This window comes from Oceanibaculum pacificum, from assembly GCF_001618175.1.
GTDB classification, from domain to species: domain Bacteria; phylum Pseudomonadota; class Alphaproteobacteria; order Oceanibaculales; family Oceanibaculaceae; genus Oceanibaculum; species Oceanibaculum pacificum.
In genome coordinates this window covers 15,346-40,626 of sequence record NZ_LPXN01000079.1, presented here as the reverse complement: position 1 = coordinate 40,626, position 25,281 = coordinate 15,346, and the positions used below count along the sequence as shown (strand labels likewise).

20 protein-coding genes and 1 tRNA gene are annotated in these 25,281 nt (G+C 66.3%); 13 read left to right on the top strand and 8 right to left on the bottom strand.

The features are described 5' to 3' along the window. Positions 1–4: 4 nt before the first annotated feature. The 7 genes from AUP43_RS05770 (at position 5) to AUP43_RS05740 (ending at position 7,904) form a co-directional block, all read left to right on the top strand. The gene (locus AUP43_RS05770; protein ID WP_067553720.1) at positions 5–1,015 is read left to right on the top strand and encodes a glycosyltransferase family 4 protein; all 1,011 of its coding nucleotides are present in this window, start codon (positions 5–7) and stop codon (positions 1,013–1,015) included. A gap of 87 nt (positions 1,016–1,102) precedes the next feature. After that, entirely contained in the window at positions 1,103–1,966 is an 864-nt protein-coding gene (locus tag AUP43_RS05765) for a DUF5672 family protein (RefSeq protein WP_067553694.1), read from the top strand. After that, entirely contained in the window at positions 1,963–2,751 is a 789-nt protein-coding gene (locus AUP43_RS05760; RefSeq protein ID WP_157089254.1) for an FkbM family methyltransferase, read from the top strand. Before AUP43_RS05765 ends, AUP43_RS05760 begins: the two co-directional genes overlap by 4 nt. Before the next feature lie 46 nt (positions 2,752–2,797). Continuing rightward, entirely contained in the window at positions 2,798–4,651 is a 1,854-nt protein-coding gene (locus AUP43_RS05755; protein WP_067553692.1) for an ABC transporter ATP-binding protein, read from the top strand. A gap of 80 nt (positions 4,652–4,731) precedes the next feature. Then, on the top strand, positions 4,732–6,045 hold the full coding sequence (locus AUP43_RS05750) for a 3-deoxy-D-manno-octulosonic acid transferase (protein ID WP_067553689.1): 1,314 nt from the start codon (positions 4,732–4,734) through the stop codon (positions 6,043–6,045). Next, a complete protein-coding gene (lpxK, locus tag AUP43_RS05745) occupies positions 6,032–7,000 on the top strand; it encodes a tetraacyldisaccharide 4'-kinase (protein WP_067553687.1) in 969 nt (322 codons plus the stop codon). The genes AUP43_RS05750 and lpxK overlap by 14 nt, the downstream gene beginning before the upstream one ends. Before the next feature lie 4 nt (positions 7,001–7,004). Further along, positions 7,005–7,904, top strand: coding sequence for a lipid A biosynthesis lauroyl acyltransferase (locus AUP43_RS05740; protein ID WP_232314887.1), 900 nt, complete (start codon positions 7,005–7,007; stop codon positions 7,902–7,904). Here the strand turns inward: AUP43_RS05740 and AUP43_RS05735 are convergent. Next, a complete protein-coding gene (locus tag AUP43_RS05735; RefSeq protein WP_067553685.1) occupies positions 7,901–8,716 on the bottom strand; it encodes a M23 family metallopeptidase in 816 nt (271 codons plus the stop codon). The two genes, AUP43_RS05740 and AUP43_RS05735, sit on opposite strands and share 4 nt — an antisense overlap. Next, positions 8,713–10,260 carry an exodeoxyribonuclease VII large subunit gene (xseA, locus tag AUP43_RS05730; RefSeq protein ID WP_067553683.1) on the bottom strand — a complete coding sequence of 516 codons (1,548 nt, stop codon included), beginning with the start codon at positions 10,258–10,260 and terminating at the stop codon, positions 8,713–8,715. Before xseA ends, AUP43_RS05735 begins: the two co-directional genes overlap by 4 nt. 62 nt (positions 10,261–10,322) lie before the next feature. On the opposite strand from xseA, the gene purD reads away from it, so the two are divergent. Next, positions 10,323–11,594: a phosphoribosylamine--glycine ligase gene (gene purD / locus AUP43_RS05725; protein WP_067553681.1), complete on the top strand. Its 1,272-nt coding sequence runs from the start codon at positions 10,323–10,325 to the stop codon at positions 11,592–11,594. A gap of 186 nt (positions 11,595–11,780) precedes the next feature. After that, positions 11,781–13,643 carry a bifunctional diguanylate cyclase/phosphodiesterase gene (locus AUP43_RS05720; RefSeq protein WP_084462589.1) on the top strand — a complete coding sequence of 621 codons (1,863 nt, stop codon included), beginning with the start codon at positions 11,781–11,783 and terminating at the stop codon, positions 13,641–13,643. Between the two features lie 2 nt (positions 13,644–13,645). Here AUP43_RS05720 and AUP43_RS05715 read toward each other — a convergent pair whose 3' ends face one another. The 5 genes from AUP43_RS05715 to AUP43_RS05695 all read right to left on the bottom strand — a co-directional run bounded on the left by AUP43_RS05715 (position 13,646) and on the right by AUP43_RS05695 (position 21,389). After that, a complete protein-coding gene (locus AUP43_RS05715; protein ID WP_067553676.1) occupies positions 13,646–14,137 on the bottom strand; it encodes a nucleoside deaminase in 492 nt (163 codons plus the stop codon). Positions 14,138–14,175: 38 nt separating this feature from the next. Continuing rightward, positions 14,176–14,535, bottom strand: a complete 360-nt coding sequence (copM, locus tag AUP43_RS05710) for a CopM family metallochaperone (protein ID WP_067553675.1) — start codon at positions 14,533–14,535, stop codon at positions 14,176–14,178. A 60-nt stretch (positions 14,536–14,595) separates the two neighbouring features. Beyond that, complete coding sequence (locus tag AUP43_RS05705) at positions 14,596–15,222, bottom strand: glutathione S-transferase family protein (RefSeq protein ID WP_067553673.1); 627 nt, start codon at positions 15,220–15,222, stop codon at positions 14,596–14,598. A 105-nt stretch (positions 15,223–15,327) separates the two neighbouring features. Further along, positions 15,328–19,905, bottom strand: a complete 4,578-nt coding sequence (gene gltB / locus AUP43_RS05700; protein WP_067553672.1) for a glutamate synthase large subunit — start codon at positions 19,903–19,905, stop codon at positions 15,328–15,330. 14 nt (positions 19,906–19,919) lie between these two features. After that, on the bottom strand, positions 19,920–21,389 hold the full coding sequence (locus tag AUP43_RS05695) for an NAD(P)-dependent oxidoreductase (RefSeq protein WP_067553671.1): 1,470 nt from the start codon (positions 21,387–21,389) through the stop codon (positions 19,920–19,922). Between the two features lie 309 nt (positions 21,390–21,698). Here AUP43_RS05695 and AUP43_RS05690 point away from each other — a divergent pair, with 309 nt between their 5' ends. Next, a complete protein-coding gene (locus AUP43_RS05690) occupies positions 21,699–22,499 on the top strand; it encodes an undecaprenyl-diphosphate phosphatase (protein ID WP_067553714.1) in 801 nt (266 codons plus the stop codon). 9 nt (positions 22,500–22,508) lie between these two features. Here the strand turns inward: AUP43_RS05690 and AUP43_RS05685 are convergent, their stop codons facing one another. After that, entirely contained in the window at positions 22,509–23,459 is a 951-nt protein-coding gene (locus AUP43_RS05685) for a complex I NDUFA9 subunit family protein (protein ID WP_067553670.1), read from the bottom strand. A 193-nt stretch (positions 23,460–23,652) separates the two neighbouring features. Here AUP43_RS05685 and AUP43_RS05680 point away from each other — a divergent pair. From AUP43_RS05680 to lptC, 3 genes are all read left to right on the top strand, one after another. Then, positions 23,653–23,739: transfer RNA gene (locus tag AUP43_RS05680), tRNA-Leu, on the top strand. An 89-nt stretch (positions 23,740–23,828) separates the two neighbouring features. After that, the gene (locus AUP43_RS05675; RefSeq protein WP_067553669.1) at positions 23,829–24,440 is read left to right on the top strand and encodes a ribonuclease D; all 612 of its coding nucleotides are present in this window, start codon (positions 23,829–23,831) and stop codon (positions 24,438–24,440) included. A 154-nt stretch (positions 24,441–24,594) separates the two neighbouring features. Then, positions 24,595–25,281 carry an LPS export ABC transporter periplasmic protein LptC gene (lptC, locus tag AUP43_RS05670; RefSeq protein ID WP_198154834.1) on the top strand — a complete coding sequence of 229 codons (687 nt, stop codon included), beginning with the start codon at positions 24,595–24,597 and terminating at the stop codon, positions 25,279–25,281.

Sequence of the window (25,281 nt, the reverse complement as noted above, 5' to 3'; positions counted from 1 at the left end):
GCCGATGCGCATCACCCTGGTGACCGATGCCTGGACGCCGCAGGTGAATGGCGTGGTGCGCACCTGGACCACGATCAAGGCGATGATGGAGGCCGAGGGCCATATCATCACCGTGATCGCGCCGGACCGGTTCCGCACCTTTCCGTGCCCCGGCTATCCGGAAATACCGCTCAGCTATCATCCGCTGCACAAGGTGCCGGCGATGATCCGCGACAGCCGGCCCGACGCCATCCATATCGCCACCGAAGGCCCCATCGGCCTGGCCGCGCGGATTTATTGCGGCCGCAAGGGGTTGCCCTTCACCACCTCCTACCACACCAAATTCCCGGAATATCTGCGCGCCCGACTGCCAGTGCCGCTGGCCTGGAGCTATGCCGGCATGCGCTGGTTCCATAATGGCGGCCAAGGCATGCTGGTGGCGACCGAGACGCTGCGCCGCGACCTGGCCGAGCGCGGCTTCCGCCCTGTCCGGCGCTGGACGCGCGGCGTCGATACCACGCTGTTCCGCCCGCGCCCCCATGAGGAGCAGGCCGAGGCGATGCGCGACCTGCCGCGCCCCATCGCGGTCTGCGTCGGCCGGGCGGCAGTGGAGAAGAATATCGGCGCCTTCCTCGACCTCGACCTGCCGGGCAGCAAGGTGGTGGTCGGCGACGGCCCGCAACTGGCCGAGCTGAAGCGCCGCTATCCGGGCGTCGTCTTTGTCGGCGCCAAGCATGGCGAGGAGCTGGCCCGCCATTACGCCGCCGCCGATGTGTTTGTCTTCCCCAGCCTGACCGACACGTTCGGGCTGGTGATGCTGGAGGCGCTGGCCAGCGGCCTGCCGGTCGCCGCCTTCCCGGTCACCGGTCCGCTGGATGTGCTGGCCCCTGGAATCGGTGTGATGGACGATGATCTGCGCGCCGCCGTGCTGGCCGCGCTGGACATTCCCCGCGCCGCCTGTCGCGCCCATGCGCTGGAAAATGGCTGGGACGCCTGCGCCCGGCAGCTGATCGACAGCCTGGTGCGACTGTCCTGAGCGACCGGACCCACTCGCCTTTTGCCTCGCCCCGCCGCATGCGGTATTAGGTAACCGCCGCCGGAAGAAGCAACGCAAGGGGAGAGCGTGACGGACGCCTCGAAGCTGGTCGCCATCGTCGTGCCGATGTATCGCGAGACCCTGGATGCGACGGAGAAGGTGGCCCTCAAGGCGCTGGACCGGCATTTGGGCCGCTATGACCGCTTCGTGGTCCACCCGATGGGGTTGACGCTGCCGGACGGCTTCGAGACGTTCCGCGCGGTGCCGCTGTCGAAACGCCGGTTCCAGACCATCCACGCCTACAGCGCGATGCTGATGAGCCCGGATTTCTACCGGCTGTTCCAGGAATATCGCTACGTTCTGATCTACCAGACCGATTGCCTGGTGTTCCGCGACGAGCTGACGGAATGGTGCGAGGCCGGCTATTCCTATATCGGCGCGCCCTGGCTGCGGAAGGATCGCGACAAGGTGCGCCGGCGCTATCTGGCGGTCGGCAATGGCGGGCTGTCGCTGCGCCATGTCGGCGATCATCTGCGCGTGCTGCAGGCCAGCAGGCTGCGTCTGGGGCGCAAGAGCGAGCAATCCTGCCGCTTCTTCCATTGCTGGCGGCAGGGCAAGCGGCTGATCGCCCATGCGCTGGCCTGCCGCCGCCATGCCGGACGCAAGACGGCCGCGCACACGATCCGCCGTCGCTTCGACCAGGCGGAGGACATGTTCTGGTGCTATTACGGCCCGCTGCTCGACCCCACCTACCGGATCGCGCCGATAGAGGTGGCGCTGCGCTTCGCCCGCGAACGCTCCGCCGAGGGGGATTTTCCGGCCGACCGCGACGCGCTGCCTTTCGGCGCGCACGCCTGGCATAAGATTGACACGGCGCGCTGGTTGCCCTTTATCGATCCGCAAGACGCGGCCCTGCTGAACGCCGCCCCGAACGAGGATAAGCAAGCGTGAGCCTTTCCACCCAGACCCCCGCCCGCCGCAAGCCGCGCAAGGCGCGGCGCATCCTCGACCGGATATGTCGCGAGTTGAGGGTGATGAGTCTGCGCTTCTGGCGGCCGGAAGTGGTGGAGACGCATGGCGTGAAGCTGTGGTTCGCCGCCCCCATGCTGCGCAAGGGGCACCGCCGGCAGATCATCCGCGGCGAGTATGAATCGGCGGAGCTGGCGGTGCTGGACGGCACGCTGGCCGCCGACGATACGGTGCTGGAGCTGGGGGCCGGGCTGGGGCTGGTGTCGATCTTCTGCGCCAAGCGCACCGGCGACGCGGCGCGCGTGCATGTGTTCGAGGCCAACCCCTATCTGCATGAGGCGCTGAAGCGCAACTTCGCCCTGAACGGCGTGACGCCGGATTTGCATCTGATGGCCGCGGCGAAGCAGGGCGGCGAGGTGACGTTCAACGTCGACCGTTCCTATACATCCTCCGGCCTGCATGGCCGCCCCTCGGAGACGACGGAGCAGGTGCGCGTTCCTGCCGCAGGGTTCGAGGAACTTGTGCAGCGCTTCCGCCCGACCTACTTGATCATGGATATCGAAGGCGGCGAGGTGGATCTGCTGCCCGGCGCGCGCATGGACAGCGTGCGCAAGATCTGCCTGGAAGTGCATCCCGACATTGTCGGGGACGAACCGATCTCCCGGCTGGTGGCCGACCTTCTGGCCAATGGCTTTACCCTGCATTTTTCCCATACGCGGAAGAATGTGGTTTATTTCGAACGGACTGCCGTCGCGGCCGGACAGTAGAACAATATCCGAGGGGAGGAAGGCGCCGCCTGGGCGTCGAAACCGGATGAAAATCATCGCCGGCACCAAGCTCGAAAAAGTTCTGAACCAGTCGACCAAGGATCTGGTCACCCGGCTGTTGCGCGAGCATGTCCGGCAATATGCCGGCAAGTTCGTGCTGGCGCTGATCATGATGGTTATCGTGGCCGTCAGCACCGCCTCGCTGGCGAAGCTGATGGAGCCGGTGCTGGACGAGGTGTTCACCGAGAAGAACCGCGGCCAGCTCGCCTGGGTCGCCGGCCTGGTGCTCGCCACCTTCGTCATCAAGGGGCTGGCGAATTACGGCCAGCAGGTGGTGATGGAAGGGGTAACCCAGCGCATCGTCGCCGATGTGCGCAAGCGGCTGTTCGCCCATCTGATGCACGCCGATCTGGGCTTCTTCCACCGCACCTCGACCGGCGCCTTGATCAGCCGGATGATGAACGACGTGGCCTTGCTGCACATGGCCGTCGGCAAGACGCTGACCGGCTTCGGCAAGGATTTGCTGACGCTGATGGCGCTGGTCGGCGTCATGTTCTACCAGGATTGGCAGCTTGCCCTGGCCGCCTTCTTCGCCTTCCCAACGGCGATCCTGCCGATCGCGCGGATCGGCAAGCGGATGCGCAAGGTTTCCGGTAACGCGCAGTCGGAGGTTTCACGCCTGACCACCCATCTGGACGAGGTGTTCCAGGGCGTGCGCCATGTGAAGGCTTACACGACCGAGGAATATGAGATACAGCGCGGCGCCAAGCTGACCGACACGGTGGCGACGCTGGGCGTGAAGGCGGCGCGGATTCGCGGCCTGTCGCACCCGATCATGGAGACGCTGGGCGGCCTCGCCATCGTGGTGGTGATCGGCTATGGCGGCTATCAGGTGATCGAGGGCGCGCGCACCACTGGCTCCTTCTTCTCCTTCATCGTCGCGCTGATGCTGGCCTATGAGCCGATGAAGCGGCTGGTGGCGCTGAACGCCAACCTGCAGGAAGGCCTGGCCGCCGCGCATCGCATCTTCGACACGCTGGATGCCAAGCCGGACATCGTCGAGCGCCCGGACGCCACCGTCCTCGCCGTGACCGAGGGCCGGGTCGAGCTGGAGCATGTCGATTTCAGCTACGAGAAGGATATCCCCGCCCTCAGCGACGTCACCCTGACGGTGCCGGCCGGCAAGATGGCGGCGCTGGTCGGTCTGTCCGGGGCGGGCAAGACCACGGTGCTGAACCTGATCCCGCGCTTCTTCGATGTCGATGGCGGGCGCATCACCATCGACGGCCACGATATTCGCGACGTCACGCTGAAATCGCTGCGCGGCAACATTGCCCTGGTCAGCCAGGAAGTGACGCTGTTCGACGATACGATCCGCGCCAACATCGCTTATGGCACGCCGGATGCGACGGAGGAGCAGATCGTCGCGGCGGCGCGCAACGCGGCGGCCGACGATTTCATCCGCGAACTGGCCGAGGGCTACGACACCATCGTCGGCGAACGCGGCGTGAAGCTGTCCGGCGGCCAGCGCCAGCGCATCGCCATCGCCCGCGCCATGCTGAAGGACGCGCCGATCCTGCTGCTGGACGAAGCCACCAGCGCGCTCGACACCCAGTCCGAGCGGCTGGTGCAGGCGGCGCTGAAAATCCTCATGGAGGGGCGCACCAGCATCGTCATCGCCCATCGGCTGTCGACCATCATCGATGCCGACATCATCTTCGTGATGGATGAGGGCCGGGTGGTCGAGCATGGCTCGCATGCCGAGCTGCTGCAGAAGGGCGGCCTCTATGCCCGGCTGCACGGCCTGCAATTCTCCCTCGATACGCTGCCGGAGAGCGATGAGCCGGTGCCTGCGGCGGAAACCGAAGGGGATGCAGCCAAGCTGCGCGCCCGGGCCTGAGCCGCCATGCGGATCGCCCCCTCCCCGCAGCCGAATTCCCTGTCGCAGACCCAGGCCGCGCAGCGCCGGGAAGGCCGGCCATGAGCCTGCTTTGCGCCTATCAGCAGATCGGCGACACGGCCGGGCCGATGATCGAGCGCTATCTCGCGCGCCGGCTCGACCAGGGCAAGGAGGATGCGGCACGCCTGGCCGAGCGCAAGGGCGTCGCCTCGCGGCCTCGACCGGCTGGAACCCTGGTCTGGCTGCACGCCGCCAGCGTGGGGGAGGCGACCTCGGCCCTGGCCTTGATGGGCGCGCTGCTGGCGGCGCGGCCGGACATCACGCTGCTGGTGACAACCGGCACCGTCACCTCCGCCGCCTTGCTGGCCGGGCGGCTGCCGGACCGCGCGATCCATCAATATGTGCCGGTCGACCGGCGCGCCTGGGTCGGCCGGTTCCTCGACCATTGGCGGCCTGACCTGGCGTTGTGGGTGGAATCCGAGCTGTGGCCGACGCTGATCGTGGAGACCGACCGGCGCGGCATCCCGATGGTGCTGGTGAATGCCCGCATGTCGCAGCGTTCCGCCCGGCGCTGGCGGCTGCTGCCGGGCTTCGCGCGCTCGGTCCTCAGCCGGTTCGATCTCTGCCTGGCCCGTTCCATCGAGCAGGCGGAACGGTTCCGCCGGCTGGGCGCGCCGACCGTGCGGGTGCCGGGCAATCTGAAATTCGCCGCCGCCCCGCTGCCGGCCGATCCGCAAGCGCTGGCCGAATTGCGCGCGATGATCGGCGACCGGCCACACTGGCTGGCCGCCAGCACGCATGAGGGCGAGGAAAGCGCGGCCATCGCCGCCCATCGCCGGGCCGTTGCCAGCCATCCGGACCTGCTGACCATCATCGTGCCGCGCCACCCGAAGCGCGGGGCCGAAGTCGCGGCACTTGGCGCCGAGGCCGGGTTGCGCGTCGCCCGCCGGGTGCTGGGCCAGGCCCCGACGCCGGAAACCGATCTCTATGTCGCCGATACGCTGGGCGAGATGGGCTTGTTCATGGCGGTAGGCGGAATCGTCTTCGTCGGCGGCTCGCTGGTCGAGAAGGGCGGGCACAACCCGCTGGAGCCGGCGCATTTCGGCTGCGCCATCCTGCATGGCCCGGATATGCGCAACAATGCGGAGATGGCCGAGGCGCTGGCGGCCGACAGCGCCGCCTTGCCGGTGGCCGATGCCGCGGCGCTGGCCACGGCGCTGGCGAGGCTGCTGGACGATCCGGCGGAGCGCCAACGCCTTGCCCTGGCGGCTCGGCAGGTAGCCGACAGCAATGCCGGCGTGCTCGACCGGGTGATGGCGGAGCTGGCGAATTTCCTGAACGAGCTGCCTTCCAGCGACGCGCCCAGCGACGTCCCGCCAGATGCGCGCGCCTGACTTCTGGGATCGGCCTGACAGCTTGGCCGCGCGGCTGTTGACGCCGCTGTCCCATCTCTATGCCCAGGCGACGCGCAGCCGCCTGAAGCGACCGGGATGGAAAGCCCCGGTACCGGTTATCTGCATCGGCAATCTGGTTGCCGGCGGTGCCGGCAAGACGCCGGTGGCGCTGGCAGTGATGGCGCTGCTGCGGGCGCGGGGGATAGACGCGCATTTTCTCAGCCGGGGGCATGGCGGCAGGATTGCCGGGCCGGTGCGGGTCGATCCCGCCGCGCAGGGTGCCGCCGATGTCGGTGACGAGCCCCTGCTGCTGGCGCAGGCCGCGCCTGCCTGGGTGGCGCGCGACCGTGCCGCTGGCGCACGGGCGGCGGTCGCGGCTGGCGCGCAGGCCATCGTGATGGATGACGGCTTCCAGAATCCCGGCCTGGCGAAGGATGTGAGCCTTGTCGTGGTCGATGGCGGCTATGGCTTCGGCAATGGCCTGGCAATGCCGGCCGGGCCGCTGCGCGAGCCCGTCGCGGATGGCCTCGCCCGCGCCCAGGCGGCGGTGCTGGTCGGTGCGGATCGATGCGGCGCGCTGGCGGCGATTGGTGCTCGCCTGCCGGTGCTGGCGGCATCGCTGGAGCCCCTGGAGGGCGCGCGCTTCGCCGGCCAGCCCGTGCTGGCCTTCGCCGGCATCGGCCGGCCGGAGAAATTCTTCGAGACATTGCGCGCCCTGGAGGCGCGGCTGGTGGACACCGTCGCCTTTCCCGATCATCACCCTTATGGCGCAACGGAAATCGCCGGGCTTGTGGAACGGGCCCAGGCGCTGGGCGCGACGCCGGTTACCACCCGGAAGGATTGGGTGCGGTTGCCGGCCGACCTGAAATCCGGCATTGAAGTGCTCGACATCGCCTTGGCCTGGCAGGACGAATCGACCATCGACCGCCTGCTCGCCCCGCTTTTCCCCGGATAGACCAATGTCCGAGATGACCCCCCGTTCCTGGAGCACGCGCTGGATTCGCCATCCGCTGGAGGCGGCGGCGATTATACCTTTCTATGTGCTGCTGGCCGCCATGCCGCTTGACCGGGCCTCAGCGGTCGGCAGCTGGATCGGGCGGACGCTGGGACCGCGCCTGGGGGCGACGCGCCGCGCCCGCCGGCATCTCGAACGGGCCTATCCGCAGAAAAGCGTGGCTGAGATCGACGCGCTGATCGACGGCATGTGGGATAATCTGGGTCGGCTGCTTGGCGAGTATCCGCATCTGCCGTCGCTCGGCCTGTTGAATAACCCGCATGTCGATATCGTCGGCCTGGAGCATGTCGCAGCGGCCCGCGAGGATGGCTCGCCGGGCATCTTCTTTTCCGCCCATATCGGCAATTGGGAGCTGGTGTCGTTGGCCGCCACCCAGCTCGGCGTACCGCTGACGCGCATCTACCGCGCCGCCAACAACCCGCTGATCGACAAGCTGATCCGCTGGGGTCGCCGCAACATCGAAGGCGAGTTGGTGAATAAGGGGCGCGAAGGGGCGGCGGCCATACTGGAGACGATGCGCGCCGGCGGCCATATCGGCCTGCTGATCGATCAGAAGCTGAACGAGGGCATACCGGTCGATTTCTTCGGCCGGCCGGCGATGACCGGCACGGCGCTGGCTGCTTTCGCGATGCGCTATCGCTGCCCGGTGATTCCGGCGCGGGTGATCCGGCTGGAAGGCTGCCGCTTCCGCATCATTATCGAGCCACCGCTGGAACTGCCGAACACCGGCGACCGCAAGGCCGATATCGAGGCGCTGACCGTGACCTGCACTGCCATCGTCGAAGGCTGGGTGCGCGAGCATCCGGAGCAATGGCTGTGGATGCACCGCCGCTGGCGGGATTAATTCGCGGCGGGCATCGGCGGCACCAGCAGCGCCGGGTCGATGCGGATGTCGAACAGATTGATGCGCCAGTCGAGATGCGGCCCGGTCGCCCGGCCGGTCGCCCCCACGGTGGCGACGCGCTGGCCCTGCTTCACCCTTTCGCCGAGTTTCACCGCCATGCTGTCCAGATGCAGGAAGGTGGAGCTGAGGCCGTGGCCGTGGTCGATGATCAGCGTCGCCCCGGTGTAATACATGTCCGGGTGCGCCAGCGTGACCACCCCATCCGCCGGTGCGACGACGGCGCTGCCGACCGGGGCGGCGATATCGATGCCGTAATGCGGCTGGCGCGGCTGGCCGTTCAGGATGCGCTGAGAACCGTAGACGCCGCTGATCCGCCCCTGCGCCGGCCAGACGAAGCCGCTGGTGAAGAAAGGCTCGGCCCCGTCGGTTTGGCGCACTTTGCGCACCGCCTCGTTATCCGCCTTGATGCGGGCCAGCACCTCGGGCGGCGGGGTCACCATCTTTTCCGGCAGGCCATCGATGCGCTGGATGTCGAAGGTGCGGGGCGCGACGGCGATGTCCTGGCGGATCGACGTGCCGTTCGGCAGCGTCACCTCCAGCGACGCCGTCGATTCGGCGTCGCGGCCGAAGCCGATCAGGAAGCGCCCATCGGCGGTTACCCGCATGCGCCGGTTCTCGAAAACAACCACCGATCCAGGCTGGGTCCGGCCGATCAGCAGCCCGCCCTGGGTGGCCTGGCCTTCCAGGGTCAGGTCGGCGGCTTGTGCCAGCGAGGGCAGCAGCAGGGCGAGCAGCGCCAGCAGGATTCTCATAGCAGGCTGCCTTGCGTCGGTTTCAGTGCCTTAACGGCGGCGCGCTTCGGCGCGGCGGTGGCGCCGACCACGGCGGTAATCTTGCCATCCTTGAATTCCAGCGAGACGGCCTGGCCGGATTCGGTCGCCGCCGCCGCCATGACGGGCCGGTCATCGGCATCGCGCACCAGCACGAAGCCGCGTTCCAGCACCTTCTTGAAGGAGAAGCTTTCCAGCAATCGCCCCTGCGCCGCCAGCCGGTCGGCGGCATTCTGAACCCGCCGTCCGGTGCAATTATGCAGATCGAGGCTGGCGCGCCGCAGCCGTTCCCCCACATCCCGCAGCTCGGCGGAGATCAGCTGCGGGCGCAGCCGGGCGGCAATGCGCTCCTGCCGGGCCTGCTGGCGATGCAGGGCGGCGGTCATCGCCTGGTCCAGCGCGCGGCCCTGGGCGGCGAGGTCGCGCCCCTTGGCCTGGAGCAGCTGGCGCGGATGGGTCAGCCGCGCGGCGCGGGCGGCGGTGTCGGCGCGGCGCTGGCGCAGATAGGCGGCGATGCCATTGCCCAGCCGCTCGCCGGCCACATCTAGGCGCTGGGTCGCGGTGCCGAGCAGCGTCTGCGGGTCGCCCAGCGCGCGGGCCAGCGCGTCGAGATATTTCCGCCGGTCGGCCAGCCCGCGATTCAGCGCCTGCAGCAGCCGCAGATCGGCGTTGCGCACCGCCAGCTCCAGTTCCGCCCGCACGGGCACGGCCATCTCGGCGGCGGCGGTGGGGGTGGGCGCGCGGCGGTCGGCGGCGAAGTCGATCAGCGTGGTATCGGTCTCGTGGCCGACGGCGGAGATGACGGGAATGCCGCTTTCCGCCACGGCGCGCACGACGATCTCCTCGTTGAAGCCCCAGAGATCCTCCAGGCTGCCGCCACCGCGCGCGACGATCAGCACGTCCGGCCTCGGCACGGCCCCGCCTTCGGGCAGCGCGTTGAAGCCGCGAATCGCGGCCGCGACCTGGGCCGCCGATGTCTCGCCCTGTACCGCCACCGGCCAGACCAGCACATGGCGCGGGAACCGGTCCGCCAGCCGGTGCAGGATATCGCGGATCACCGCCCCGGTCGGCGAGGTGACGACGCCGATCACGCGCGGCAGATAGGGCAGGGCGCGCTTGCGCTCGGCAGCGAACAGGCCCTCGGCGGCCAGCTTGCGGCGGCGTTCCTCCAGCAGCTTCAGCAGCGCGCCTTCGCCGGCCAGCTCCATCTGGTCGATGATCAGCTGGTATTTCGACTGGCCGGGATAGGTGGTCAGCCGGCCGACGCAGATCACCTCCATCCCGTCCTCGGGCTGGATCGACAGCCGGGCGGCGGAGCCGCGCCAGCACACGGCGGCCAGCACCGCCTGGTCGTCTTTCAGGGAGAGATAGAGGTGGCCGGAGCTATGGCGCTTGAAGCCGGAGATCTCGCCGCGCACGCGCACCCGTTCGAAGGTGCCTTCGATGGTGCGCTTTACCGCCTGCGACAGCTCGCCGACGGAGAAAACCGGAACATTCGAGGGGGAGTCTGGAAGTGTGTCGATCATGATGGACGATATGATACAAGACGCCTCCCGTCGAAGGAAACCAAGCCAAAGGGAATAGGGGCATGAAGCTTCTTCTGGTCGGATCGGGCGGTCGCGAGCATGCGCTGGCCTGGGCCATTTCCGCCTCGCCGCTGTGCGACGCGCTGTACTGCGCGCCGGGCAATGCCGGCATCGCGCAGGTGGCCGACTGCGTGCCGGTCGCCGCCGAGGATGTCGACGGGCTGGTGCGCTTCGCCCGCGAGACGGCAATCGACTTCGTCATCGTCGGGCCGGAAGCGCCGCTGGTCGCCGGCCTGGTCGATGCGCTGGACGAGGCGGGCATCAAGGCGTTCGGGCCACGCAAGGCGGCCGCCGCGCTGGAAGGCTCCAAGGGCTTCATGAAGGATTTCTGCGTCCGCCATAACATCCCGACGGCCGCCTATGGGCGCTTCACCGATATCGCCAAGGCCAAGGAATTCGTCGCCCGCCAGGGCGCCCCCATCGTGGTGAAGGCGGACGGCCTGGCCGCTGGCAAGGGCGTGGTCGTCGCCATGACCGAGGATGAGGCGCTGGCCGCCATCGATATGATGATGGGCGACAAGGCGTTCGGCGCGGCCGGGGCCGAACTGGTGATCGAGGAATTCATGCAGGGCGAGGAAGCCAGCTTCTTCGCCCTGGCCGATGGCGAGACCGCCATTCCCTTCGGCGACGCGCAGGACCATAAGCGCGTCGGCGACGGCGACACCGGGCCGAATACCGGCGGCATGGGCGCCTATTCCCCGGCCCCCATCGTCGACAAGGCGATGGCCGAGCGCGTCATGGCGGAGATCATCCGCCCCACCGTGGCCGGCATGAAGGCGGAAGGCATGCCGTTCACCGGGGTGCTCTATGCCGGGCTGATGATCACGGCGACCGGGCCGCGTCTTATCGAATACAATGCCCGCTTCGGCGATCCGGAATGCCAGGTGCTGATGATGCGCCTGAAGAGCGACATCATGCCGGCCCTGCTGGCGACCGCCGACCGGCAGCTCAGCCATTTCGACCTGCGCTGGTCGGACAAGCCCGCGCTGTGCGTCGTGATGGCGAGCCAGGGCTATCCCGGCGGCTATGAGAAGGGCACCGAGATCAGGGGGCTGGACACCCTGCCGCAGGCCGACGATCTGGTGGTCTTCCATGCCGGAACGGTCCGCGATGGCGAGGGCCGGCTGCTGGCGAGCGGGGGGCGGGTGCTGGGCGTGACCGCGCTGGGCGAGACGTTGGCGGCGGCGCAAGAAAAAGCCTATGCCGCTATCGATGGAATCAATTGGCCGAAAGGTTTCTGCCGACGGGATATCGGCTGGCGCGCCCTGAAATAGGGAAGCGGTATGGTTAATATAAATTAACCATAGTATAGGTGGGCTGAGATTCGGCCGATTTTTCTTTGGCTGAATTTACCTAATCTAAATTAATTTTTTGTTTCATGTCCCTCTCCAATGTTTCTCGATAGTGCCGGCTGTTGTAGAAGCCGATAGACAAATCGTATTAAACCATTGGGTTAGGGCATGCCGCTGGGCAAGGACGATACGGTAGCTGGACAAAGCGAGGCGCCTGCGGCCGCTGTGCGGCCCCTGGTGGCCCCCAGCACCGGCGGGCGCTTTCTGTCGCTGTTGCAGGACAAGGTGGATTACGCCTTCCAGCCCATCGTGAATATCCGTACCGGCAGCTGCTATGGCTATGAGGCATTGCTGCGCGGCTCGGACGCGATGGGGTTTCCCTCGGTCCTGCATCTGTTCGATCATGCCTATACCGAAAATCTGCTGCACAAGGCCGATCTGCTGCTGCGCGAGAAGGCGATCGAGAAATTCTCCCGCCTGCCCTTCATGCGCGATGCCAAGCTGTTCTTCAACCTCGACCCGCGCGTGCTGCAATCCTCCGACTACCAGCCGAAGCAGACCGTCGCGATCCTGGATCGTTACGGCATCGACCCGCGGTCGGTCTGTTTCGAGCTGACGGAACGGCACGATATGAGCAGCACGGCCGACGCGATGCGCATCATCCAGACCTACCGCTCGCAATCCTACCGGCTGGCTATCGACGATTTCGGCACCGGCTTTTCCGGGCTGAAGCTGCTGTACGACTATCAGCCGGATAAGGTTAAGATCGACCGTTTCTTCATCACCGGCATCGAACGCGACCCGAAGAAGAAGCTGTTCGTCTCCACCATCGTCGATTTGGCCCATGTGCTGGGCATCATGGTCATCGCCGAAGGCATCGAGACCGAGGCGGAGCTGGTGACCTGCCGCGATATCGGCTGCGACATGGCGCAGGGCTATTTCATCGCCCGGCCGACCACGGAACTGGCGGCGCTCTCCACGCGCTACGAGCATGTAGCCCAGCTCACCCTGAACGACCGGCGGGCGAAGCGCGGCGAGCCGCAGAGCGCGCCGCAGCAGATCGAGTTCATTCAGCCCCTGCCGGTCGAGGCCGACATGGTGCAGGTGTTCGAGGCGTTCCGGCAGAATAAGGACCGCACCTTCTTCCCGGTCATCGACCGCCAGGGCGAGCCGCTTGGCATCGTGCGGGAAGAGGCGCTGAAGGATTATACCTACTCGCCCTATGGCCGCGACCTGATCCACAACCGCTCCTACGGCAAGTCGCTGAAGGATTTCGTCAGCCAGTGCCCGGTGGCGGAGATCAGCGAAGACAGCAATAAGATCCTGGAAATTTTCTCCATGGCGGAGAATCGGGAAGGCATCCTGATCGTCTCCGAGCATCGCTATGTCGGCTTCCTGTCGACCACCTCGCTGCTGCGGCTGATCAACGAGAAGAACATCGCCATGGCGCGGGACCAGAACCCGCTGACCAAGCTGCCCGGCAATAACTCGATCCACGCCTATATCGCCGGCGCGCTGACCGACGAGAGCCGCGCCTGCTCGCTGGTGTATTTCGACTTCGACAATTTCAAGCCGTTCAACGATGCTTACGGCTTCCGCCAGGGCGACCGGGCGATCCTGCTGTTCGCGGAGCTGATGCAAAAGCAGCTCGGCAGCAGCGGCTTCGCCGGCTTTCTGGGTCATGTCGGCGGCGACGATTTCTTTGCCGGCTTCGATGTGCGCGAGCCGCAGGAGGCGGAGATGCGGGTCCGCCAGCTTCTCGCCACCTTCCGCCAGGACATCGCCAGCTTCTACGATGCGGAGGCGCGCGAGAACGGTTATATCGAGGCCACCGACCGGCAGGGCCAGAAGCGCCGTTTCGCGATGATGACCTGCAGCGCGGCGATCCTGCACCTGCCCGGCGGGCGGCGCAGCAGTTCGCCCGACGCGATCATGGATCAGATCGCCAAGCTGAAGAAACAGGCCAAGCAGGCCGATGACGGCGTCGCCCTGGCGGTCATTCCGGCGCAGAAGGTCTCCGCCATCGCCTGAGCCTATTTGGGCGGCGGGTTGGCCTGCCAGATGGCGACGATCTCGTCCTCCAGCACCGGGCCGATCACCGGGACCGGCTTGTTGCTGGCGGCGATGACCTCGGCGCAGCGGATCGACAGGCGCGTGCGGGTCGGCGCATTGTCGAACTCCTTCTGCTGGCGCGGGATCGACAGGCCATAGACCACACGGCCGATGCCGCTCCACACGATGGCGGCCGAACACATGGTGCAGGGCTCGCCGCTGGCATAGATGGTGGCGCCGGCCAACTCGTCGGGCGTGAGATGCTGGCCGATGCCGCGGATGATGTTCAGCTCGGCATGGCCGGTCGGATCTTTCGTCGAATAGACATTGTTCAGCCCCTCGAACACCGGCTTCCCCTCGGCGGTGACGATGACCGAGCCAAACGGCCGGTCGCCATTCTCCCGCGCCCGGCGCGCCAGCTCGAAGCTGAGCCGCAGCCAGCGATGATCGTCCTCGGTCACTGTGTCGCTCACGCGGCCCTCCCTGCTTGATGCCGGCGCAAGTTTAGGAACTAGCGGGCCTGCTTGGCCAGCCAGGATTGCAGGAAGGCGATCTCGCGCTCCTGCGCGGCGATGATTTCCTCGGCCAGCTTGCGCATCGCCGGGTCCTTGCCGTGCGCGATCTGGATGCGCGCCATGTCGATAGCCCCCTGGTGATGCGGGATCATGCCGCGCGCGAAATCGACATCGGCATCGCCGGTCAGCGGAATGTCCATATCGCGATGCATCTTGCCGGCGGCGGCCTGGAAGGCGGCTGTCACCGCATCGTGGCCAGCTTGTGTATCGACGGATGCGCCATGGTTGTGATGGCCGCTTTGGGCGAAGGCGGGCGCGGCGGTGAAAAGAATGAGGGCCATGAGGGCGTAACGCATGACGATTCTCCTTATGGGAAACGGGTCACGCGTTAGATCGGGCCTCCCCTTGAGGGAAGGTCAAGTCCGCTCCACCACATAATCGTCGGGCAGCATCGGCACATGGCCGGCATCGGTCGACACGCGCTCCAGCCACGCGCCGATCGCCGGATAGGCCGCCAGGTCGAAACCACCATCCGCCGCCGCGTGGGTATAGGCGTATAGCGCGATGTCGGCGATGGTCATGGCGGTGCCGACGAAGAAGGGCCGGCTGGCCAGATGCCGTTCCATCACCGCCAGCGCCGCCTCGCCGCCCTTGCGCTTCTCCGGCTCCAGCGCGCGGCGCTTCTCGTCCATCGGGCCATGGCGATGCCAGAAGCGCAGAACGGCGATGAAGGGTTCGTGGCTGTACTGCTCGAAGAACATCCAGTGCAGCACCTGGGCGCGGGCCAGCCTTTCCTCGGGCCAGTAGCGCGTGCCTTCGGCCAGGTAGTAGAGGATGGCGTTGGATTCGGCGATCACCGTGCCGTCTTCCAGCGCCAGCGCCGGGATGCGGCCATTGGGGTTCTTCGCCAGGAAATCCGGCGTGCGGCTCTCGCCTTTCAGAATATCCAGCTCGACCAGCTCATAGGCCAGCCCCAGCTTCGCCAGCAGCAGCCGGACCTTATAGCCATTGCCGGAATCCAGGTAATCGAAAAGGCGCAGCATGGTGAGCCACCTCCCTCGTCATTGCCGGGCCTGACCCGGCCGCCTCGGCCCTCGCCACCCTGTCGCGCCAAGGTCAAGCCCGGGCACGGCAGGAGAAGAGGCGGATCAGGCCCGCATCTGCCGGGCTTCGATGGACAGCGGGTGCGGCAGCAGCTTCACCATCTCCTTCGGCACGACCTGCCAGAACTTGCCGACTTCGAGCTGCCAGTCGATCAGCAGGCGCTGGGCGAATTTCGAGTGCGTCTCCTCGGCATGCTGGCGGATCAGGCCCTTCAGTATCTCTTCCCAATAGGGCGCTTCAAGGCGCTGCCACAGCACCGTATCGGGATTGACGCGGCGCTCGAAGGAATCGTCGCTGTCATAGATGAACGCCATGCCGCCGGTCATGCCGGCGCCGAAATTGTCGCCCACCGGCCCCAGGATCACCACGGTGCCGCCGGTCATGTATTCGCAGCCGTTCGACCCGCACCCCTCAACCACAGCTTCCGCGCCGGAATTGCGCACGGCGAAGCGCTCGCCCGCCTGGCCGGCGGCGAACAGCTTGCCGGCCGTCGCTCCGTACAGGACGGTGTTGCCGATGATCGTGTTCTCGTTGGTGATCAGCGGGCTGGAGGTCATTGGCCGGACCACGATGGAGCCGCCCGACAGGCCCTTGCCGACATAGTCGTTGGCGTCGCCGAAGACTTCCAGCTTCACGCCCTGCACCGCGAACGCGCCCAGCGATTGGCCGGCCGAGCCGCGCAGCCGCACGGTGATGTGGCCGGGCTGCAGCCCGGTCATGCCGTATTTGCGCACGATATGGCTGGAGAGCCGCGTGCCGATGGCGCGCATGGTGTTGGAGATGGTGTAGGTGAGCTGCATCTTCTCGCCCTCCTTCAGGAAGGGCTTGGCGTCCAGCATCATCTTGGCGTCCAGCGTGTCGGGCACCTCGTTGCGGCCTTCCAGCGTGCAGTAGCGCGGATAGTCGCCCGGATCGGCCTGCGCCAGGATGGCGTTCAGGTCGAGCGCGTCGACGTCGTTCGAGCCGCGCTTCACCTGGGCCAGCAGGTCGGACCGGCCGACGATCTCGTTCAGCGTCTTGACGCCCAGCGAGGCGAGGATTTCGCGCACCTCCTCGGCGACGAAGCTGAACAGGTTCACCACCTTTTCCGGCGTGCCGTCAAACTTGGCGCGGAGATCCTCGTCCTGCGTGCACACGCCGACCGGGCAGGTGTTGGAGTGGCACTGGCGCACCATGATGCAGCCCATCGCCACCAGAGAGGCGGTGCCGAGGCCATATTCCTCCGCCCCCAGCATGGCGGCGATGACCACGTCGCGGCCGGTCTTGATGCCGCCATCGACGCGTAGCGTCACCCGGTGGCGCAGCCGGTTCAGGGTGAGGATCTGGTGCACCTCGGTCAGCCCCATCTCCCAGGGGATGCCGGCATATTTGATCGAGGTCTGCGGGCTGGCCCCGGTGCCGCCGGAATGGCCGGAGATCAGGATGGTGTCGGCTTTGGCCTTGGCCACGCCGGCCGCGATGGTGCCGATGCCGCTGCGCGCCACCAGCTTCACGCAGACCTTGGCTTCCGGGTTGATCTGCTTCAGATCGTAGATCAGCTGCGCCAGATCCTCAATGGAGTAGATATCGTGGTGCGGCGGCGGGCTGATCAGCGTCACGCCGGGGGTGGCGTGGCGCAGCCGGGCGATCAAGCCGGTCACCTTCATGCCGGGCAGCTGGCCGCCCTCGCCGGGCTTGGCGCCCTGGGCGACCTTGATCTCGATTTCGCGACAGTTCGTCAGATACTCCGCCGTCACGCCGAACCGGCCAGACGCTACTTGCTTGATGGCAGAGCTGGCATTGTCGCCGTTCGGGCGGGGCTTGTAGCGCGCCGGGTCCTCGCCGCCTTCGCCGGAATCCGACTTGGCGCCGATCCGGTTCATGGCGATGGAGAGGGTCTCGTGCGCCTCCGGGCTCAGCGCGCCCAGCGAGATGCCAGGGGCGACCAGCCGCTTGCGGATTTCGGTGATCGAATCCACCTCGTCAACCGCGATGGGTTCCTGGCGCGGCTGGAAATCCAGCAGGTCGCGCAGGCTGATCGGCGGCATCTGGCGGATCGCGTCGGCATATTTCTTGTAGGTGAAGTAGCTGTCATTGGCGCAGGCATATTGCAGCGTGTGCATCAGCGTGCCGTCGAAGGCATGCGTCTCGCCATTCTTGCGCAGGCGGTAGAAGCCGCCGACCGGCAGGGCGGAGAAATCCTCCGAGAAGCCGCGCTCATGCTGCGCCAGCACCTGGCGCTGGATGCCGGGCAGGCCGATGCCGGAGATGCGGCTGGGCATGCCGGGGAAGAATTCGGCGACCAGCGCGCGGCTGAGGCCGATGGCCTCGAAGTGATAGCCGCCGCGATAGCTGGACAGCACCGAAATGCCCATCTTGGACATGATTTTCAAAAGCCCTTCATCCACCGCCTTCTTGTAGCGGCGGACGCATTCCTCCAGCTCCATGTTCGGGAACAGGCCGCGCGCATGACGGTCGGCCAGGGCCTCCTGCGCCAGATAGGCGTTCACGGTGGTGGCCCCAACGCCGATCAGCACGGCGAAGTAATGCACGTCCAGGCACTCGCCCGAACGGATGTTCAGCGAGGTGAAGGTGCGCAGATTCTGCCGCACCAGATGGCTGTGCACCGCGCCGGCGGCCAGGATCATCGGGATCGCCGCCTTGCCGTCGCCCATACCCATGTCGGACAGGATGACGTGGGCGCAGCCGCCGCGTACCGCATCCTCCGCGTCCCGGCGGATGCGGGCGATGGCGTCGCGCAGCGCGGTCTCGCCGCCGCCAGCGGCATCGAAGGTGCAGTCCACCTCGACCGCGGTTTCACCCATATAGGCGCGCATCGCCTCGAACTCGGCGTTGGACAGCACCGGGCTTTCCAGCAGCAGATGCTCGCACTGCGTCTGGTCCTCGTCGAGGATGTTGCCGAGATTGCCGAGGCGCGTCTTCAGCGTCATCACCCGGCGTTCGCGCAAAGAGTCGATCGGCGGATTGGTGACCTGGCTGAAATTCTGCCGGAAGAAATGATGCAGCCCACGGTAGCTGCGTGACAGCACGGCGATGGGCGTGTCGTCGCCCATCGAGCCGACGGCTTCCTTGGCGTCGTCGACCATCGGCTGCAGGATCAGCTCCAGATCCTCCAGCGACCAGCCATAGGCGACCTGCCGGCGGCGCATATCGTCCCGCGCCAGCACGCCGGCTTCCTTATGGTCGCCGCGGATCAGCCGGTCCAGCTTGACCGAGCTGCTGATCCAGTCGCCATAGGGGCGCTGGGCGGCCAGATGTTCCTTCAACTCGGCATCGTGGAACATGCGGCCGGTGGAGAGATCGACGCCGATCATCTCGCCGGGGTCGAGGCGGCCCTTTTCCACCACACGGCTCTCATCGACCTTCACCATGCCGGTTTCGGAGCCGGCGATCAGCAGTTTGTCGCCGGTGATGGTGTAGCGCATCGGACGCAGGCCATTGCGGTCCATGCCGCCGATCACCCAATTGCCGAAATAGGCGGCAATCGCGGCCGGGCCGTCCCACGGCTCCATCACGGCGTTGCAATAGGCGTAGAGATCCTTCACCGGCTGCGGCAGGTCGGTATGCTCGCCCCAGGCTTCCGGAATCATCATGGTCTTGGCCATCGGCAGCGCGCGGCCGGCCTGGCACAAAAGCTCGAACACCGCGTCCAGCGCGGCCGAATCGGAGCTGCCGGACTGGATGACCGGCTTCAGATCCTCCGCATGGTCGCCGAACACCGGCGAGGCCATGCGGGTCTCGTGCGACATCATCCAGTTGATGTTGCCCTTCACCGTATTGATTTCGCCATTATGCGCCAGCACGCGGAAGGGCTGGGCCAGACGCCAGGTCGGGAAGGTATTGGTGGAATAGCGCTGGTGATAGACCGCGAAGCGCGACACGAAGCGCTCGTCCAGCAGGTCGGGGTAGAAGATGGTGAGCTGTTCGGCCAGGAACATGCCCTTGTAGATGACCGAGCGGCAGGACAACGAGCACATGTAGAACTCGGTGATGTGCGCCTCCAGCACCCGCTTCTCGATGCGCCGGCGGATGATGAAGAGATCGCCCTCGAACTGCGCCTCGGACGAGCCCTTGGAGTTGCAGATCATGATCTGCTCGATCTCCGGGCGGGTCGCGTTCGCCTTCTCGCCGATCACCTCGATGTTGATCGGCACCTGACGCCAGCCATAGATGGTGTAGCCGAAATTCAGGATTTCGGTCTCGACGATGGACCGGCAGGTCTCCTGCTGGTCGAAGCTGGTGCGCGGCAGGAACACCTGGCCCACGGCCATGCGCTCGCCAGCGGTCTTGAAGCCCAGCCGCTCGACCACGGAGCGGAAGAAATCCTGCGGGATTTCGATGTGGATGCCGGCGCCGTCGCCGGTCTTGCCATCGGCATCGACCGCGCCGCGGTGCCACACCGCCTTCAGCGCGTTCACGCCGGCCTCGACCACGTCGCGGCGCGCCGTGCCGTCCAGCGAGGCGATGAAGCCGACGCCGCAATTATCGTGCTCGTCGGTCGGGCTGTAGATGCCGGCCTCGGCCAGGGCGGCGGCGTTGCGCCGCCAGTCGGCGACGTAGCGCTCGCCGGCGGTGAGCGCGGTGGAGGCGAGGAGCTGCTGCTGCGTGCGTTCGATGCCCATGATCCGATCCTCCCTTACGACGCCATGGCGAGCGACTTGTCGCCCGCCTTCGTGTCTGCCGGCTTCCCGTCGGCCTTGGCTTGAATGAAGCGGTGGATGCTCTCCGCCACGTCGCGGCCGTCGCGCACGGCCCACACGACCAGCGAGGCCCCGCGCACGATGTCGCCGGCGGCGAACACGCCGTCCAGCTTGCTCATCATGGTCTTGTGGTCGACCTTGACGGTGCCCCAGCGGGTTACTTCCAGCCCCTTCTCGCCGAACAGGGCCGGCAGATCCTCGGGGTCGAAGCCCAGCGCCTTGATAACCAGGTCGGCCTCCAGGGTCTGCGAGGAACCCTCGATCGGCTGCGGCATCTGCCGGCCGGTCGCGTCCGGCACGCCCAGATGCATGCGGATGGCGCGCACGCCTTCCACTTTGTCGCCGCCGGTAAAGGCTTCCGGGGCGGAGAGCCAGACGAACTCCACGCCTTCTTCCTCGGCATTGTACACTTCGCGCTGGCTGCCCGGCATGTTGGCCCGGTCGCGGCGATACAGGCACTTTACCGACTTCGCCCCCTGGCGGACGGCGGTGCGTACGCAATCCATCGCCGTGTCGCCGCCGCCGATGACGATGACATTCTTGCCCTCGGCGTTCAGCGAGCCATCCTCGAAGGCCGGCACCGCGTCGCCCAGCCCTTTGCGGTTCGAGGCGATCAGATAGTCCAGCGCCGGCACCACATTGCCCAGGCCGACGCCCGGCACCTTGATGTCGCGCGCCTTATAGACGCCGGTGGCGATTAACAGCGCGTCATGCCTCTCGCGCAGCGCGGCCAGCGTCACGTCGCTGCCGATGTCGCAATTCAGGTGATAGGTGATGCCGCCATCCTGCAGCAGCTTGGTGCGGCGCTCGACCACGTCCTTCTCCAGCTTGAAGCCGGGAATGCCGTAGATCATCAGCCCGCCGCCCCGGTCATAGCGGTCGTAGATGTGGATTTGATAGCCCTTCTTGCGCAGCTGCTCGGCCGCCGCCATGCCGGCCGGACCGGCGCCGATGATGCCGACGGACTGCGCCAGCTCGCGCTTCGGCTTGGGCGGCTTCACCCAGCCTTTTTCCCAGGCGGTGTCGGTGATGTATTTCTCGACCGAACCGATGGTGACCGCCTCGAAGCCCTTCTCGATCACGCAATTGCCCTCGCACAGCCGGTCCTGCGGACAGATGCGGCCGCAGATTTCCGGCATGTTGTTGGTCGCCGAGGAGACTTCATAGGCCTCCTCCAGGCGCCCTTCGGCGGTCAGCATCAGCCAGTCGGGGATGTTGTTCTGCAGCGGGCAGTGAATCTGGCAGAAGGGCACGCCGCATTGCGAGCAGCGCGCGGCCTGCACCGCCGCATCCTTGGGCTGGAAGCGGGCGTAGATTTCATTGAAATCGTCACGCCGATCCTCGGCATCGCGCTTTTCCGGCATGCGCTGCGGTACATCGACGAATTTCAACATCTTGCTGGCCATCGGGCTGGCTCCCTTTATCTCTGTCGCGCGCCATTGCGCTCAGCGCGCATTACGTCCCGCCGCCGGCCGAAGGGCTGGCGGGAAAGCTGCTATACGCCCAGTTTCCGAGGCTGGCGAGGGAAAAATCACATATAGGTCAATTTTGCTGTCCTATTTTTTATTTTCGACGCAAGGGAAACAATATTTCCATTTCAATATCCAGCGTCTCGCCGGGCGATAGGTAACAAAAGGTACCTATTTTCCCAGATTGGGTCCGTGACGCTCAAATGCTATAAATTTCCTTCCTCTCCCTTCCCCCTGGTGCTCCCCGTGCCCCTTTTGCATCTCGTCATCCTCGCGCTCGTCCAGGGCGTGACCGAATTCCTGCCGATCAGTTCGTCGGGTCATCTGATCCTGGTTCCGCTGGTGGCGGATTGGCCCGACCAGGGCCTGATGATCGATGTGGCGGTGCATGTCGGCACGCTGCTCGCGGTGTTGATCTATCTGTGGCGCGACATCTGGGAGATGAGTCTCGGCCTATTCCGGGCGCTGAAGGGGCGGCGCACTCCCGGTCTGATGATGATCTGGTATCTGCTGGTCGGCACCGTGCCGCCGGTTGTCGTCGGCCTGGCGATCCATGAATATGCCGGCGATGCGCTGCGCAGCGCCGAGATCATCGGCTGGGCGACGCTTCTTTTCGGCGTGCTGCTCTATATCGCCGACAAGGTGGGGATGACGATCCTGCGGCTGGAGCATATGACCACCCGCAACGCCTTCCTGATCGGCCTGTCGCAGATACTGGCCTTCATTCCCGGCACCAGCCGCTCGGGCATCACCATGACGATCGCCCGCTTCCTGGGCTTCGAGCGGGTGGAGGCGGCGCGATTCTCGATGCTGCTGTCGATCCCGACCATCATCGGCGCCGGCGCGCTGGTGACGAAGGACATTGTCGAGGCCGGCAACGCGCAACTGACGCACGACGCGATTTTCGCCGGCGGCCTGGCCTTCGTGGCGGCGCTGGTCACCATCATCCTGATGATGGGCTGGCTGCGCCGGGCCAGCTTCACCCCGTTCGTGATCTACCGCCTGATTCTCGGCGTCGCTCTGCTGAGCTGGGTGTATTTCTTCTAGCGAGCGGCCTTACCGGGCGATCTGGCTATAGCGGCCGCCGATCCGGAAGCGGTCCATGTAGGTCGGCAGGATGACTTCGACCGTGGTGGGCGCAATGCCCAGTTCGGCCAGGCCGGGCAGCGCGCCGGAGACGACATTGTCCTGCTTCAGCAGCAGCACCTGGTCGCGGGTCAGCAGCGGCTTCGGCAGCATGCCGAGGATCGCCCCCTTGATCTCCGCCAGGCCGAAGGGGATCGGCACCAGCAGGCGCTTGCGCCCGGTCTCGCTCATCATCAGCTCCAGCAGCTGCTTGAAGCTGTAGGTGGTCGGGCCGCCCAACTCGTAGGTCTGGCCCTGGCACTCGGGCTTGGCCAGCGCGATCATGACCGCATCGGCCACGTCGCCGACATAGACCGGCTGGAACTTGGTGTGGCCGCCGCCGATCAGCGGCAGCGCCGGGGTCAGCGCCGACATGGCGGCGAAGCGGTTGAAGAAACTGTCCTCCGGCCCGAACACGATGCTGGGGCGCAGGATGGTGGCTTCCGGGAAGGCGGCGCGCACCGCTTCCTCGCCGGCGGCCTTGGAGCGGGCATAGGCCGATTCCGACTCCGCATTCGCCCCCAGCGCGGAAACCTGCACCATCGCCTTCACGCCGGCCGCCTTCGCCGCTTCGGCAACCAGGCGTGCACCCTCGGCATGAATATCGTCGAAGCCGGCATGATGACCGCCGGGGGCGAGGATGCCGACCAGATTGACCACCGCGTCGGCGCCCTGCACGGCGCGGGCGACGGATTCGGGATCGGCGATGGAGCAGAAGAACGGGGTCACCTGCCCGACATGGCCCATCGGCTTCAGGAAGCGCGCGCGCTCCGGGTGGCGCACCGCGACGTTCACCCGCGCCCCGGTCTTCGCCAGCCGCTGCACGACATAGCGCCCGATAAAGCCGGACCCGCCGAAAACCGTCACCACTGCGTGCTTCATTATTCCGTTCCCTCAACCCGACCGTTGGTTCGCCCTACTGCGCATCGGGCTGCCCTCATACTACACCAATCGGCATCAGGTAAATCACTGCCGGTGCATGGAATCGGAGATATCCACCGGCTTTCGTCGATGGCGCGAAGAATCGTGTTGACAGAAGCCCGTCTCTTCACGATTTTACGGCGCTCCAAGCCGTGCCCAGGTGGCGGAATTGGTAGACGCGCAGGTTTCAGGTACCTGTGGCCGAAAGGTCGTGGAAGTTCGAGTCTTCTCCTGGGCACCATCTCTTGTGGATTCTCCGCAAGATGAGCTGGCACTGACGGGCCGGCGGTCGACGTTCCGGCGCCAGCCGGATACCGACCGGAGGTACTGTTGACAATCCACCTGCATCAAGGCGACCTGCCCGACGGGCTCGATCTCGGGCCCTGCGTCGCCATCGACAGCGAGACGATGGGGCTGCGCCCCGGCCGCGACCGGCTATGCCTGGTGCAGCTTTCGGCCGGCGATGGCGTCAGCCATCTGGTGCAGTTCCCGGCGGGACACTATGAAGCACCCAACCTGAAGCGCCTGCTGACCGACCCGGCCGTCACCAAGCTGTTCCATTTCGCGCGCTTCGACATTGCGGTGTTCCGCCATTATCTGGGCGTCGACACCAATCCGCTCTATTGCACGAAGATCGCCTCCAAGCTGGTGCGCACCTATACCGACCGGCACGGGCTGAAGGATCTGTGCCGTGAGCTGCTGGGCGTCGATCTCTCGAAGCAACAGCAATCCTCCGACTGGGGCGCTACCGAACTGACGCCGGAGCAACTGGCCTACGCCGCCTCGGACGTGCTGCACCTTCACGCGTTGAAGGCGGCGCTGGATGAGCGGCTGGCGCGCGAGGGCCGCGCCGAGATCGCGGCGGCCTGTTATCGCTTCCTGCCGTTCCGCGCGGCGCTCGACCTGTCGGGCTGGGCGGAAGAGGATATCTTCGCCCATTAATCCGCCCCAATCCCGGTTTATGCGACGGCGGTAAAGGATGGAGCCGGCGCGCGTTACATTGACCCTGAGGGGGCGGCTACCCATACTTCAGAATGCCGTCCAATCGCCGGGCAGGACGCCGCGCCGGAAAAAGCGAGAAAGATCAGGAACACAAGTGAGCAACTCCACGAACATTATGGGCGATGGGGCCGCCGTGCCGTCACGGCGGCGCTCGGCGGCGCGCCCGATCGGCTATAGCCGGCTGGTGTTCTTGCTGAAGGTGTTGCTGCCGTCCGTCGCCGTTGTGCTGGTCGGGCTGGTCATCGTGTGGCCGGAATTCATGTCCGACGATTCCCGTTTCCGGCTAGGCGCGGTGAAGGTCGATGTGCGCGACGCCGAGACGCTGAACATGGTCAATCCGCGCTTCGTCGGCACCGACGAGCGCAACCGCCCCTTTATCGTCACCGCCGATTCCGCCAATCAGTCGCGCGCCGACAGCGCGCTGGTCACGCTGGCGGCGCCCAAGGCCGACATGACCATGGAGGATGGCACCTGGGTGGCGCTGACCGCCACCAACGGCCTGTTCGACCGCAACCAGCAGGCGGTCGATCTGGGGGGCGGGGTCAATGTCTTCCACGATTCCGGCTATGAGTTCCGTTCCGAGAAGGCGCGGATCGACATGCAGACCGGCGAGGCCAGCGGCAACCAGCCGGTCGAAGGGCAGGGACCGCTGGGCCAGGTCGAGGCCCAGGGCTTCACCATCCTCGACAAGGGCGCGCGCATCCTGTTCACCGGCAAGGCCAAGATGGTCACCTATCCCAAGGAGGGCGACGCCAAGCCTGCCGCCGGGGGCGCCCGGTGA

What these genes read in the sequence shown, in the direction of transcription:
- AUP43_RS05770 (WP_067553720.1), top strand. Translation starts at nt 5, where the DNA reads ATGCGCATCACCCTGGTGACCGATGCCTGGACGCCGCAGGTGAATGGC.
- AUP43_RS05755 (WP_067553692.1), top strand. Translation starts at nt 2,798, where the DNA reads ATGAAAATCATCGCCGGCACCAAGCTCGAAAAAGTTCTGAACCAGTCG.
- AUP43_RS05750 (WP_067553689.1), top strand. Translation starts at nt 4,732, where the DNA reads ATGAGCCTGCTTTGCGCCTATCAGCAGATCGGCGACACGGCCGGGCCG.
- lpxK (WP_067553687.1), top strand. Translation starts at nt 6,032, where the DNA reads ATGCGCGCGCCTGACTTCTGGGATCGGCCTGACAGCTTGGCCGCGCGG.
- AUP43_RS05740 (WP_232314887.1), top strand. Translation starts at nt 7,005, where the DNA reads ATGTCCGAGATGACCCCCCGTTCCTGGAGCACGCGCTGGATTCGCCAT.
- AUP43_RS05735 (WP_067553685.1), bottom strand. Translation starts at nt 8,716, where the DNA reads ATGAGAATCCTGCTGGCGCTGCTCGCCCTGCTGCTGCCCTCGCTGGCA.
- xseA (WP_067553683.1), bottom strand. Translation starts at nt 10,260, where the DNA reads ATGATCGACACACTTCCAGACTCCCCCTCGAATGTTCCGGTTTTCTCC.
- purD (WP_067553681.1), top strand. Translation starts at nt 10,323, where the DNA reads ATGAAGCTTCTTCTGGTCGGATCGGGCGGTCGCGAGCATGCGCTGGCC.
- AUP43_RS05720 (WP_084462589.1), top strand. Translation starts at nt 11,781, where the DNA reads ATGCCGCTGGGCAAGGACGATACGGTAGCTGGACAAAGCGAGGCGCCT.
- copM (WP_067553675.1), bottom strand. Translation starts at nt 14,535, where the DNA reads ATGCGTTACGCCCTCATGGCCCTCATTCTTTTCACCGCCGCGCCCGCC.
- AUP43_RS05705 (WP_067553673.1), bottom strand. Translation starts at nt 15,222, where the DNA reads ATGCTGCGCCTTTTCGATTACCTGGATTCCGGCAATGGCTATAAGGTC.
- gltB (WP_067553672.1), bottom strand. Translation starts at nt 19,905, where the DNA reads ATGGGCATCGAACGCACGCAGCAGCAGCTCCTCGCCTCCACCGCGCTC.
- AUP43_RS05695 (WP_067553671.1), bottom strand. Translation starts at nt 21,389, where the DNA reads ATGGCCAGCAAGATGTTGAAATTCGTCGATGTACCGCAGCGCATGCCG.
- AUP43_RS05685 (WP_067553670.1), bottom strand. Translation starts at nt 23,459, where the DNA reads ATGAAGCACGCAGTGGTGACGGTTTTCGGCGGGTCCGGCTTTATCGGG.